Origin of the sequence: Frigoribacterium sp. VKM Ac-2836, from assembly GCF_013248995.1 — a bacterium.
Classification (GTDB): domain Bacteria; phylum Actinomycetota; class Actinomycetes; order Actinomycetales; family Microbacteriaceae; genus Frigoribacterium.
Genome location: NZ_JABRPK010000001.1, coordinates 874,158 through 886,726 on the forward strand (window position 1 = coordinate 874,158; position 12,569 = coordinate 886,726).

A 12,569-nucleotide genomic window follows, 5' to 3' on the forward strand; every position below is an offset into this window, starting at 1 on the left:
GATGGGCCTCATGTCCGAGACCCCCGACGAGCCCACCGTCTTCAGTCGCATCGTCGCGCGCGAGATCCCCGCCGACATCGTGTTCGAGAGCGACACCGTCCTCGCGTTCCGTGACATCGCGCCGCAGGCCCCCGTCCACCTGCTCGTGGTGCCCAAGACCCAGGCGTACCGCGACGTCGTCGAGCTCGCAGCCGGCGACCCGGCGCTGCTCGCCGAGATGGTCGCGACGGCCTCGCGGCTCGCCGCCGATCCGGTCGCGTTCGGGGAACACTCCGGGGCCGAGTTCCGTTTGATCTTCAACACCGGCGCATCCGCCGGGCAGACCGTGTTCCACGTGCACGCCCATGTGCTCGGTGGTCCCCTGGAGGAAGGCACCCTTGCCCACTAGCGACACGAACGCCACCGGTCCCACGACACCGATCACGGGCGACGACGTCCGCCGGGTCGACGTCACCGTCGACGGCGTCGCCATGGTCCAGCTCCTGGGCCCGCAGGACCGCCTGCTCCGTGCGGTCGAGAAACAGTATCCCGAGGTCCGCGTGCTCGTGCGCGGCAACGAGGTCACCCTCGAGGGCCCGTCGGCCGTCGTCGGTCGGGCCGAGGGGCTCGTCGCCGAACTCGTCTCGATGGTCCGTGGCGGCCACGACCTCGGCCCGGCCGAGGTCGCGACGTCGGCCCGTCTGCTCGACTCGGGGCAGGGCAGCCCGTCCGAGGTCTTCGGCCAACCCATCGTCACCAGCCGTGGCAAGGGTGTCCGGGCGAAGACTCCGGGCCAGAAGGACTACGTCGACGCCATCGACCAGCACACGATCACGTTCGGCATCGGCCCGGCCGGCACGGGCAAGACGTACCTGGCGATGGCGAAGGCCGTCCAGGCCTTGCAGCGTCGAGAGGTCCAACGCATCATCCTCACGCGCCCCGCCGTCGAGGCGGGCGAGCGACTGGGCTTCCTGCCCGGCACACTGACCGACAAGATCGACCCCTACCTCCGTCCGTTGTACGACGCGCTCAGCGAGATGATGGACCCCGAGATCGTGCCCAAACTGCTCGCGGCGGGCACGGTCGAGGTGGCTCCTCTCGCGTACATGCGCGGTCGCACCCTGAACGATGCGTTCGTCGTCCTCGACGAGGCACAGAACACGACACCCGAGCAGATGAAGATGTTCCTGACCCGGCTCGGCTTCGGCTCGCGCATGGTCGTCACGGGTGACGTCACCCAGGTGGACCTGCCCACGGGGGCCAGCGGCCTCCAGCTCGTCACGACGGTCCTCGACGGCATCGACGACATCCATTTCGCCCGTCTCACGAGCGACGACGTGGTCCGACACACCCTCGTCGGTCGCATCGTCGACGCGTACACGACCTACGACGCCGAACGGCAGGCCCACCAGCACCGCCGTCACGAAGAGGCCCACGAACAGGCCGAGGGGGGCAACCGCGCCGAGCGTCGAGCCGAGGTCCGCGACCGCCTGCCGAAGAGAGGAACCCGATGAGCATCGAGGTCGCGAACGAGTCCGCCGTCGAGGTCGACGAGGCCACGATCCAACGGCTTGCCACCTTCGCGCTCGACCAGATGCACGTGCATCCCGAAGCCGAACTCGCCGTGCTGTTCGTCGACGAGGCCGCGATGGAACAGCTCCACGTCCAGTGGATGGACGAACCCGGCCCGACCGACGTGCTGAGCTTCCCGATGGACGAGTTGCGTCCGGGCACCGAAGACGAACCGACGCCCGCCGGTCTGCTGGGCGACATCGTCGTGTGCCCGCAGGTGGCCGTGGCACAGGCGGCCACGGCGGGGCACACCCCCCTCGACGAGATGCTCCTGCTGACCTGTCACGGCATCCTGCACCTCCTCGGGTTCGACCACGCCGAGCCCGACGACGAACGCGAGATGTTCGGGCTCCAGCGCGAGATCCTCGCGGCCTTCGCCGCGGCAGACACGAGTCGGTGACGAGATGATGATCACCGTCTTCGTCGTCGTGGCGGTCTTCCTGGTGGTGTTCGGCGGCCTGCTGGCCGCAGCCGACTCGGCTCTGGGCGTGCTCAGCAGGCAGGACCTCCTCGACGAGGCCGACGACGATCCCCGCCATGCCACGGCCCTGACCGCCATCGCGGCCGACGTCGGGGCGCACGTCAACGCCGTGAACTTCGTCCGCATCCTGGCCGAGACCTCGGCAGCGGTCCTCGTGTCGTTGTCGTTCGCGTTCTCCGTCGAGCCCTGGTGGCTGGCCCTGCTGCTCTCGGCGCTCATCATGACGGTCGTGTCGTTCGTGCTCGTGGGGTCCAGCCCGCGCAGCGTGGGCCGCGCGCACGCCCGGGGGCTCGTCCGGCTCACGTCGGGCCTCGTGCGATTCGTCCGGATCGTCCTGGGTCCCCTCGCCGACGCCCTGGTGGCGATCGGCAACCGGGTCACTCCGGGTCGTCCCCGGAGTGCGTCCTTCTCCTCCGAAGAACAGCTGCTCAGCATGGTCGACGAGGCGACCGAGCTCGACGTCCTCGAAGAAGACGACAGAGAACTCATCCACTCGATCTTCGAGTTCAGCGACACCGTGGTCCGAGAGGTGATGGTGCCCCGCACCGACATGGTCACCCTCGACGCCACCGCCTCCGTCGGCTCGGCGATGAGCCTCTTCCTCGGCCGGGGCGTCTCGCGGGTGCCCGTCGTCGGCCGCGACTCCGACGACGTCGTCGGCATCGTGTACCTCCGCGACCTCGCCCGACGGCTGCACGAGCACAGCGGTGACGACTCCGCTGCCGTCACGACCCTCGCCCGCCCGGCCGTCTTCGTGCCCGAGTCGAAGAAGGCGGACGACGCCTTGCGTCAGATGCAGCTCGACAAGAACCACCTGGCCATGGTCGTCGACGAGTACGGCGGCATCGCGGGTCTCGTCACGCTCGAGGACTTGATCGAAGAGCTCGTGGGCGACATCAGCGACGAGTACGACCGCGAGGTCGCCCCGCATCGCGAGGTCTCCTCGGGGGTCTTCCGCGTGAGCGCCCGACTTCCCGTCGACGAGCTCGGCGACCTCTTCGGTCTCGAACTCGACGACGACGACGTGGACTCGGTCGGCGGGCTGCTCACCAAGGTCCTGGGTCGTCTACCCGACCAGGGATCGGTCGTCCGCGTCTCGGGCCTCGTCCTGACCGCCGACCGCACCGAAGGACGTCGGCACGACCTGCAGACCGTCCTGGTCGAGCGTGATCCCCAGCTGGCCGACGCGCAGGCCGCGTTCTCCGACACCGCCCGCGACGACTGATCATCGGGTCGGCGCGGCCCACCACTCTCCATCCGTTCCACCACGTCCACGAAAGGCCCCCATGTCGACCACCGGAGACGACCACACCACCTCGGCCGCGCCTCCTTCGGGGGCGTCCTACCGTGCGGGCTTCGTCTCGTTCGTCGGGCGGCCCAACGTCGGCAAGTCGACGTTGACCAACGCCCTCGTGGGCGAGAAGGTCGCGATCACCTCGTCCAAGCCGCAGACGACCCGTCGGGCCATCCGCGGCATCGTGCACCAGTCGACCGGACAGCTCGTCCTGGTCGACACGCCGGGCATGCACCGACCACGCACGCTTCTCGGCGAGCGGCTCAACGACATCGTCCAGACCACGCTGGGCGACGTCGACGTCATCGGGTTCTGCGTGCCCGCCGACGAGAAGCTGGGCCCGGGTGATCGGTTCATCAACGAGCAACTCGACGCCTATCCGAGGGCGAAGAAGGTCGCGATCGTCACCAAGACCGACGCCACGTCGCGGCCTGCGGTCGCCGAGCAGCTGCTCGCCGTCAGCCGGCTGCGCGACTGGGAGGCGATCATCCCCTTGTCGGCCGTGAGCGACGTGCAGCTCGACGTCCTCACCGCCGAACTGATCAAGCTCATGCCCCTGTCGCAGCCGTTGTACCCGTCCGACGCCGTCACCGAAGAGGGGCTCACCGACCGGGTGGCCGAGTACCTCCGCGAGGCCGCGCTCGAGGGCGTGCAGGACGAACTGCCCCACTCCCTCGCCGTGACCATCGACGACATGGTCGAGCGCGACGACAAGGATCTGCTCGAGATCTACGCCAACCTCTTCGTGGAGCGAGACAGCCAGAAGGCCATCGTGATCGGCAAAGGCGGCCAACGCCTGCGCGAGGTCGGTGAGCGCGCGCGGGCACAGATCGAGCCGCTGGTCGGCAAGCAGGTGTTCCTGTCGATCCGTGTCAAGGTCGCCAAGGACTGGCAGCGCGACCCGAAGCAACTCGGTCGACTCGGGTTCTGACCCGCATCCCCGACCGTCCGGCCCGTCGCGGGCGGGCGGACGGCCCTCGTTCCTGCGGATGATCGTGATGGTCCCGAGGTCGTCCGTGTCGCTCGCAGGGCCTGCGCGGGTGTCCGCAGGTCGTACGGTGGTCAGGTGATCTTCCGACGCCTCGCGCCCTACCAGGTCGCCGTCGACCTGACGGCGGCGGTGCTGCTCGGCGTGGTCGGCCTGGTCCTGTCCGACGGCGTGGTGACCACCCCGTTCGTCGTGCTGGGGATGACCGTCACGTTCGCGCTGCGGCGGTTGTCACCCGGGCTCGCCCTCACCGTGGCCTGGCTGGTCGCGGTCGCCCAGATGGTGACGGGCAGCACCCCCGGTTTCACCAACCTCGCCATCTGCGCGGTGTTGTACTCGACGGCCGCCTACGGTACCGACCGGGTCAAGTGGTCCGGTCTGGTCTCGGTGGGCGGCGGTGCCGTCGTGGGGACGTTCTATCTCTCGTTCGTTCAACGGACCCTGTTCGGGGTCGACTACGACGTCTACGCCGTGACCGACGTCGTGCGCATCCTCTTGCAGCTGGGCATCACGCTGCTCGGGTTCCTCGCTCTGCTCGGACTGCCCTGGGCCGGGGGACTGCTGGCCCGGGCGCGGTGGTCCGAGCGGCTCAGCCGTGAGGCTCGGTTCATCGCCGAACGCGAGACCGCCCGTGCCGAGAACGATGCCGCTCGCGCCGAACGCGAGGCAGCCCGTGCCGAGCGCGACATCGCGGTCGAGCAAGAGCGCAACCGCATCGCGCGCGACATGCACGATGTCGTCGCGCACTCCTTGGCGGTCGTGATCGCCCAGGCCGACGGGGCCCGCTACGCCGCCCGGGTCGACCCGACGTCCGTCGAGGGGGCGCTCACCACGATCGCCACGACGGCGCGCGAAGCCCTGGGCGACGTCCGTGTGTTGCTCGGGCAGTTGCGGCACAGCCAGGGCGAGGCGCCTCAGCCCGCTCTCGGCGATCTCGACCGTCTGCTCGAACAGATGCGCGGGTCCGGCCTCACGATCGACCTCCGCGTGACGGGTGAGCCCCAGGTGCTCGGGACGAACCGGCAGTTGGCCGTGTTCCGCATCGTGCAGGAGAGTCTGACCAACGTCCTCCGGCACGGTGCCGCGGACCAGCCCGTCGACCTGCGTTTCGACTGGCGGTACGAGGCACTGCATCTGGTGATCTCGAACGTCGTCCGACCGCCGACACGCCCCGTCGACACCACCGGTGACGAGCGACGAGGCGGCCACGGGCTCGACGGCATGCGCGAGCGCGCCACCCTGGCGGGCGGATCGCTCACCACCCAGAACGCCGACGGACGCTTCGTCGTCCACGCCATCGTGCCGACCTTGGCACTGACCCAAGAGGTACGCATCCGATGATCGACATGCCCGGCCGTTCGACGGCACCCATCCGCGTCGCCCTGGTCGACGATCAGGCCCTGTTCCGCGCCGGCATCAAGATGTTGGTCGGCTCGCAACCCGACCTCGAGTTCGTGGGCGAGGCCAGCAACGGCGACGAGGGTGTCTCGATGGTCGCGCGCACCACCCCCGACGTGGTCCTGATGGACATCCGCATGCCCGTCATGGACGGCATCGCCGCCACCACCGCCGTCCTGGCGCAGGCCGAGGCGGCGTCCCGCCGCCCGCCTCGCATCATCGTCCTGACGACCTTCGACCTCGACGAGGCGGCCACCCGGGCGATCCGAGGAGGCGCGAGCGGTTTCGTCCTCAAGGACGCCGACCCCGAGTTCCTGCTGGCGGCGATCCGCACCGTGCACTCGGGCAACGCCGTGATCGCGGCGTCCGCGACGCGTGAGCTCTTCGAACACTTCGACGGACGTGCCTCACGCGCCCGAGCCGTGCCCGAGTCGTTCGGGACCCTCACCACGCGTGAGCGGGACATCTTCGACCTCGCGGCGCGGGGGCTCAGCAACTCCGAGATCGCGTCACGCGAGTTCCTCAGCGAGGCGACCGTCAAGACGCACATCAGTCGGGTGCTGTCGAAGTTGTCGCTCCGCGATCGGGTGCAGCTCGTGGTCTTCGCGTACGAACACGGCCTCGCCCGGTAGACGCACCGGGTGGGCGACGTCCCGCCCGAATCGGGTCGAATCGCTGGCCCCGCGCTGCTGGCCCCGCACTGCTGATCGTGCCGTGCTGACCGTGTGGTGCCGACTATGCGGTAGCTGACCGGTGGTGATGAGCCTGCTGTGATCGAGGTGGACACCGCGTGTTGTTCTCGTCGAGAGCGGCAGAGTGACTCCTGGGTGGTCGCCACCCCGCTCCTCCGCCGAAAGAAGCTCCGCATGAACTGGTTGCTGTCGGTCCCGTTGCTGTCGTCGACGGTGCTGCTCGTGATCGACGTCGTCGCCGCCCTGGTCGTGATCGGGCTGCTCGTCCGACCGCGGACCCGCAGGACGTGGTGGCGGTGGGTGGTCCTCGCTGTGCTCGTCGGTGCCGGACTGGGGGCCGTCGCCACGTGGTGGCTCGGCGACGTGCGCGACGTGCTGGGCCTGTCACCGACCTGGGTGGACCGCCTCTGGGTCGCCGCGGTGGCCGCCGGCCTGGGGGTCGTCGTGGTCAACCTGTTCCGCACCCGCTGGTGGCGGAAGCTCGTGGCCGTGCTGGCCGTTCTGGTGTTCGCCTCGGCCGGTGGCCTGGCCCTCAACCGAGACGGCAGCGTCTACCAGGACATGTCGCAGGTGCTCGGCCAGGACGAGGTGCCGGCCCTGTCGGTGACCACCACCGCACCTCCGTCCGCGGCCCCTGACTCGTCACCGTTCGACCCGACCCTCTGGTCGACCTGGAAGGCCCCCGCCGACCTGCCCGCCACGGGCCGGTACGGAAGCGTGTCGATCCCCGGCAGGGTCTCTCATTTCCCGGCACGCGACGCCGTCGTCTACCTCCCTCCCGCGGCTCTCGTGGCGGATGCTCCCGCGCTCCCGGTGATGATCATGATGTCGGGCCAACCGGCCGAACCGAGTTCGGTGGTCACCGCCGGGCACCTCGTCGAGACACTGGACGCCTTCGCGGCGAAGAACCACGGTCTCGCGCCGATCGTCGTCGTCCCCGACCAGCTGAGTGCCGACGCACACAACCCGATGTGCGTGGACGGGGCACTGGGCAACAGCGCCACCTACATCACCACCGACGTGGTCGACTACATGGCGAGCCATTTCCACGTGGCCTCCGGGCCGAGGGCGTGGGCGATCGGTGGGTTCTCTCAGGGCGGCACCTGTTCGATCCAGTTCGCCGCGGCGCGACCCGACCTGTTCTCCACCTTCATCGACGTGTCGGGTGAGCTCGGCCCCTCGATCGGTGATGAGAAGACCACGATCGCCCAGGGTTTCGCCGGGAACCGAGCGGCTTACGAGGCCGCCCAACCGCAGGCGATCATGGCGCGGCACAGGCCCTACGCGGACACCGCGGCGTTCTTCGCCGTGGGTGCGACCGACGGTCGCTACGGTCAGATCATGACGGTGAACTCGGCGGCTGCGGCGAAGGCGGGGATGGTGGTGACACGCTACGTCTCACCGGGCAGCGGACACGACTGGACGACCGCGACCAACGGGTTCGCCCACGGCATCGGGCAGTTCTACCCGCGCCTCGGCTTGAGCGCGACGGTGCAGGTACCGTGAGCGCCGAGGTGGCCGAGACCGGCCCGGATGCGCCGACACCGCACACTCCGCACGAGCCGGGGCCTGCACGGCGGGTCACGTCCGGCATCGCGACCCGGATCGGGGCGTTCGTCCGGGCCCACCCCGTGAGCCTCGCCGTCGCGCTGCTGCTCGTCGTGCTGGCCCTCGCCTCGGGCAGCCTGACGCATGCTCCGAGCGAGCGGCTGCGCGAACTCGTCGGCGCGGGGCTCGACCCCTTCGAGGACCGCACCTCGTGGCTGCTCGTCTTCGGCTCGGTGTTCTTCGCCGGCGGTCCCGCCCAACTCGTCCTCGCCGTGATCGGCGTCCTCGTGCTCGTGGGCGCGGCCGAACGTCGCATGGGCTGGGCCCGCACGGTCGCGGCCTACCTCGTGACGGCCGTCGTGGCGACGGGTGTCGGCGTCGCGGTGCAGGCCCTCGGGCAGGCGGTCGGCGAGACCTGGGCCCTCGAGGTGGCGGCCGAGTCCACCCTGCACCCGCTCACCCCGGCCCTCGGCACGATCATGACCGCCAGTGCGTCCTTCGGGCCGCTCTGGCGGCGCCGCATCCGATTGGTCGGCTTCTCGGTCGTGTTGGCCTTCGTGCTCTACGACGGGCACCCGTCGGGTCTCTACGCGCTGCTCGGCGCCCTCGTCGGGCTCGTTCTCGGGGTGGTGACGGTCGGTCGCCGGGCCGAGCGCGGATGGCTCCGCAGCTCGCACCACGAGGTGCGGCGTCTCGCGTCGACGATCGTCGCGGTGACGGCGCTCGGTCCCGTCCTGACGCTGCTCACCCGCAGCCCGATCGGCGTTCTCTCACCTCTCGGCATGCTGTTCCGGGACGTCCTGCCGGGGCGGTCGCTCTCGGCCGCCTGCGCCGCGGCAGCGCAGGGGGCTCCCGACCGGCACGTGCCTCCGATCGGGGCGTGCGCTCGTGTGGCCGCATTGGCGGGGATCGACACCGTGCCGACGGTCCTGCTCAGCCTGCTGCCCTTGGCCGTTCTGCTCGTCAGCGCCTGGTACCTGCGACGCGGGAGGCGGCTCGCCCTCGACGTGGCCGTGGCCGTCAACGGGCTGCTCGCCGTCTTCGCGGGCCTCTACTACGTGGTCCTGCCCGTCACCACCGATGTCGTCGTCGATCAGCCCCGCCACGTCGTCGAGAGGGTCGTGCTCGCGGGGCTGGCGGTCGCCGTGCCGGCCTCGGTCGCCTGCGGGCTGTTCCTCCTGCGCCGTCACTTCGGCATCGGGGCCGAGGCAGCGCGCCGCCGCCGCTACGCCTTCGTCGTGGTGTCGTCGGGGCTCGTGCTGGCGGCGACGTTCGCCGCCGTCGGGTGGGCGGGTCGCGCCTCCTTCGTCCCGGCGATCGGACCGTGGACACTGCTGCTGGACGTACCCGAGCGCTTCGTGCCGGTCGGGTTCGTCGGCCTGACCCACATCGGACCGATGCCCGACGGCGGGATCGTCCGGGCCGCGTTCGAATGGGTCGGACCGCTCTGGTGGTTCGTCGTGCTCGTCGGGCTCGTGGTCGCGGCGGCTCGGCCCGGCGACGTCCGTCCCGACGCGGCACGCGAGCAGGTGCGAGAGATCGTGCACCGTGGGACACCGGGCACGCTGTCGCACATGGCTCTGTGGGAGGGCAACCGGTACTGGTTCACGGGCGACGGCCACGCCGCGGTCGCCTATCGCGTCGTCACGGGCATCGCCATCACCACGGGCGAGCCCCTGTGCCCGGCCGACCGCATCCCCGAGGTCACCCGCGAGTTCGCCCGCTGGTGCGACGACCAGGGCCTCACCCCGGTCTTCTACAGTGTGCGGGGCGAGCTCTCGCCCCTCTACGACGAGATGGGCTGGGCGACGCTGCCCGTCGGCGAAGAGACGGTGCTGCACCCGGAGACCTTCGCGATGACAGGCAAGAAGTGGCAGGACGTCAGGTCGAGCATCAACCGCGCGACGAAGAACGGCATCCGAGCGGAGTGGACCCGGTACGCCGACCTCCGGCCCGCCGTGGCCCGGCAGATCGGCGAGATCAGTGAGCAGTGGGTCGCCGAGAAGAACCTGCCCGAGATGGGCTTCACCCTCGGCGGGGTCGACGAGTTGACGGACCCGGACGTGGCCCTCGTGCTGGCCCTCGACGAGAACGACTCGGTCCAGGCCGTGACGAGCTGGCTTCCCTCGTGGCGCGACGGCGAGGTCGTCGGTTGGACGCTCGACTTCATGCGACGCCGACCGGACAGCATGAACGGCGTCATGGAGTTCGTCATCGCCTCGTCGGCCCTCGCCATGAAAGAGCAGGGCGTCGAGTTCCTCAGCCTCTCGGCCGCGCCGCTCGCGACCAACGGACCGTCCGAGGGCCCCGCGACGCAGACCGAGCGTGTGCTGACCTTCCTCGGACGGGTGCTCGAGCCCGCGTACGGGTTCCAGACCCTGCTCACGTTCAAGAAGAAGTTCCAGCCCGAGTTCGTGCCACTCGTCATGGCCTTCCCCGATCCGGTGCAACTGCCGGCCATCGGCACGGCCCTCGGTCGCGCCTACCTGCCCGACCTGTCGGTCGGGGCCGTCGTGCGGCTCGTCCGCACGGTCGTCTGACCGGGCCACCGACCCGAGGAGGCGCGGTGCGCGAAGGCGACGACCCGCGCCTCCTCGGTCGGTGCTAGCCTCGTCACGTGTTCACCGGCCTGCTCCTTCTTAGCTGCCGCGGCGAGTCCTGACCCAGGCCCCCCTCGTCGCGGAGTTCGTCGTCGGCCGACACCCCCGCGAAGAGCAGCCCTCCCCGGGCGAGAGAGACCACAGGACATGAAGAACGCACAGCAGCCGTCGGCCATGCCGATCCACAAGTACCGGCCCTTCCACGAGCAGATCGCCGTCGACCTGCCCGACCGGACCTGGCCCTCGAAACGCATCACCGAGGCTCCGCGCTGGTGTGCGGTCGATCTCCGAGACGGCAACCAGGCGCTCATCGACCCGATGAGCCCCGAGCGCAAGCGCATCATGTTCGACCTTCTGGTCGGCATGGGCTACAAAGAGATCGAGGTCGGCTTCCCGAGCGCTTCGCAGACCGACTTCGACTTCGTGCGCAGCCTCATCGACGAGGGTGCGATCCCCGACGACGTCACGATCCAGGTGCTGACCCAGGCGCGCGAACACCTGATCGCCCGCACCTACGAGTCGATCGCCGGGGCCAAGCAGGCCATCGTCCACCTCTACAACTCGACGAGCGTGCTGCAGCGCGACGTGGTGTTCCGGACCGACCGCCAAGGCATCGTCGACATCGCACTCGAGGGCGTGCGCCTGTGCCTCGAGGCCGAGAAGACCATCCCCGAGACGGCCGTGTTCTACGAGTACTCGCCCGAGAGCTACACCGGCACCGAGCTCGACTTCGCCCTCGACATCTGCAACCAGGTGATCGAGGCCTTCGACGCCACGCCGTCGCGGCCCGTCATCGTCAACCTGCCGGCCACCGTCGAGATGGCGACCCCGAACGTCTACGCGGACTCCATCGAATGGATGCACCGCCGCCTCGCCCGCCGGGACAGCGTCATCCTGTCGTTGCACCCGCACAACGATCGTGGCACCGGCATCGCCGCCGCCGAACTCGGTTACCTGGCCGGCGCCGACCGCATCGAGGGTTGCCTCTTCGGCAACGGCGAACGGACCGGCAACGTCGACCTCGTCGCCCTCGGCATCAACCTGTTCACGCAGGGCATCGACCCGCAGATCGACTTCAGCGACCTCGACATGGTCAAGCGCACGGCCGAGCACTGCAACCAGCTGCCCGTGCACGAGCGCAGCCCCTGGGCAGGCGACCTCGTCTACACGGCGTTCTCGGGCTCGCACCAGGACGCGATCAAGAAGGGCTTCGAGGCCATGGCCGCCACCGCGGCGTCGCGCGGCGTCGACGTCGACGAGCTCGAGTGGGCCGTGCCGTACCTGCCGGTCGACCCGAAAGACCTGGGCCGCAGCTACGAGGCGGTCATCCGCGTCAACTCCCAGTCGGGCAAGGGGGGCGTGGCCTACCTGCTCAAGGCCGACCACGCCCTCGACCTGCCACGCAAGCTCCAGATCGAGTTCAGCGGGGTCGTCCAGTCGCGGACCGACAGCGAGGGTGGCGAGATGACGAGCGCCCACATCTGGTCGATCTTCCAGGACGAGTACCTGCCCGCCGACGCCGCCGACGACAAGTGGGGTCGCTTCGAGTTGACCCGTACGAGCACGTCGAGCGACATGTCGGGTCAGACGACGCTTGACGTGGACCTGCGCGTCGGCGAGAGCGTCGAGTCGACGTCGGCACGAGGGACGGGGCCCATCGCGGCGTTCATCGCCGTGCTCGCCGAGCAGGGCGTCGGGGTCAAGCTGTACGACTACGTCGAGCACACCCTGAGCGCGTCGGGTGACGCCCAGGCGGCCGCCTACGTCGAGCTCGACGTCGACGGCACCCGGCTCTGGGGTGTCGGCATCGACGCCGACATCTCGACGGCTTCGCTCAAGGCTGTCGTGTCCGCGGTGAACCGCGCCATCCGCACGGCGACCGACGTGCGAGAGCTCGCCTCCGTCTGAGCGACCCGTCCCGATCCGCCCCCGGCACCCTCGGTGCCGGGGGCGTCGTCGTGCCCGCAGGAGTGCCGTGGAGCCGAAGTGGGCGCCGTCGAACGGGTGGAGATGCGGA

General features: G+C 69.8%; 10 protein-coding genes. All 10 read left to right on the top strand.

What is annotated here, in order from left to right:
* Positions 1-10: 10 nt before the first annotated feature.
* Entirely contained in the window at positions 11-388 is a 378-nt protein-coding gene (locus tag HRF36_RS04075; RefSeq protein ID WP_173206520.1) for a histidine triad nucleotide-binding protein, read from the top strand.
* The gene (locus tag HRF36_RS04080) at positions 378-1,493 is read left to right on the top strand and encodes a PhoH family protein (protein WP_371740002.1); all 1,116 of its coding nucleotides are present in this window, start codon (positions 378-380) and stop codon (positions 1,491-1,493) included. The genes HRF36_RS04075 and HRF36_RS04080 overlap by 11 nt, the downstream gene beginning before the upstream one ends.
* Complete coding sequence (ybeY, locus tag HRF36_RS04085; RefSeq protein WP_173206526.1) at positions 1,490-1,951, top strand: rRNA maturation RNase YbeY; 462 nt, start codon at positions 1,490-1,492, stop codon at positions 1,949-1,951. The genes HRF36_RS04080 and ybeY overlap by 4 nt, the downstream gene beginning before the upstream one ends.
* A 4-nt stretch (positions 1,952-1,955) precedes the next feature.
* Positions 1,956-3,257, top strand: a complete 1,302-nt coding sequence (locus HRF36_RS04090) for a hemolysin family protein (RefSeq protein WP_173206528.1) — start codon at positions 1,956-1,958, stop codon at positions 3,255-3,257.
* A 61-nt stretch (positions 3,258-3,318) separates the two neighbouring features.
* A complete protein-coding gene (gene era / locus HRF36_RS04095; protein WP_173206531.1) occupies positions 3,319-4,257 on the top strand; it encodes a GTPase Era in 939 nt (312 codons plus the stop codon).
* Between the two features lie 135 nt (positions 4,258-4,392).
* Positions 4,393-5,655: a sensor histidine kinase gene (locus HRF36_RS04100; protein WP_371740003.1), complete on the top strand. Its 1,263-nt coding sequence runs from the start codon at positions 4,393-4,395 to the stop codon at positions 5,653-5,655.
* A complete protein-coding gene (locus tag HRF36_RS04105) occupies positions 5,652-6,344 on the top strand; it encodes a response regulator (RefSeq protein ID WP_371740004.1) in 693 nt (230 codons plus the stop codon). The genes HRF36_RS04100 and HRF36_RS04105 overlap by 4 nt, the downstream gene beginning before the upstream one ends.
* Before the next feature lie 234 nt (positions 6,345-6,578).
* Positions 6,579-7,910 carry an esterase family protein gene (locus tag HRF36_RS04110; RefSeq protein ID WP_173206534.1) on the top strand — a complete coding sequence of 444 codons (1,332 nt, stop codon included), beginning with the start codon at positions 6,579-6,581 and terminating at the stop codon, positions 7,908-7,910.
* Positions 7,907-10,492: a DUF2156 domain-containing protein gene (locus HRF36_RS16225; protein WP_173206537.1), complete on the top strand. Its 2,586-nt coding sequence runs from the start codon at positions 7,907-7,909 to the stop codon at positions 10,490-10,492. Before HRF36_RS04110 ends, HRF36_RS16225 begins: the two co-directional genes overlap by 4 nt.
* 207 nt (positions 10,493-10,699) lie before the next feature.
* Positions 10,700-12,460, top strand: a complete 1,761-nt coding sequence (gene leuA / locus HRF36_RS04120) for a 2-isopropylmalate synthase (RefSeq protein WP_173206540.1) — start codon at positions 10,700-10,702, stop codon at positions 12,458-12,460.
* Positions 12,461-12,569 lie beyond the last annotated feature (109 nt).

Excerpts from the sequence above, each read along its gene's own strand:
- HRF36_RS04075 (WP_173206520.1), top strand. The coding sequence starts at position 11 with ATGTCCGAGACCCCCGACGAGCCCACCGTCTTCAGTCGCATCGTCGCG.
- HRF36_RS04090 (WP_173206528.1), top strand. The coding sequence starts at position 1,956 with ATGATGATCACCGTCTTCGTCGTCGTGGCGGTCTTCCTGGTGGTGTTC.
- leuA (WP_173206540.1), top strand. The coding sequence starts at position 10,700 with ATGAAGAACGCACAGCAGCCGTCGGCCATGCCGATCCACAAGTACCGG.
- era (WP_173206531.1), top strand. The coding sequence starts at position 3,319 with ATGTCGACCACCGGAGACGACCACACCACCTCGGCCGCGCCTCCTTCG.
- ybeY (WP_173206526.1), top strand. The coding sequence starts at position 1,490 with ATGAGCATCGAGGTCGCGAACGAGTCCGCCGTCGAGGTCGACGAGGCC.
- HRF36_RS04110 (WP_173206534.1), top strand. The coding sequence starts at position 6,579 with ATGAACTGGTTGCTGTCGGTCCCGTTGCTGTCGTCGACGGTGCTGCTC.
- HRF36_RS04105 (WP_371740004.1), top strand. The coding sequence starts at position 5,652 with ATGATCGACATGCCCGGCCGTTCGACGGCACCCATCCGCGTCGCCCTG.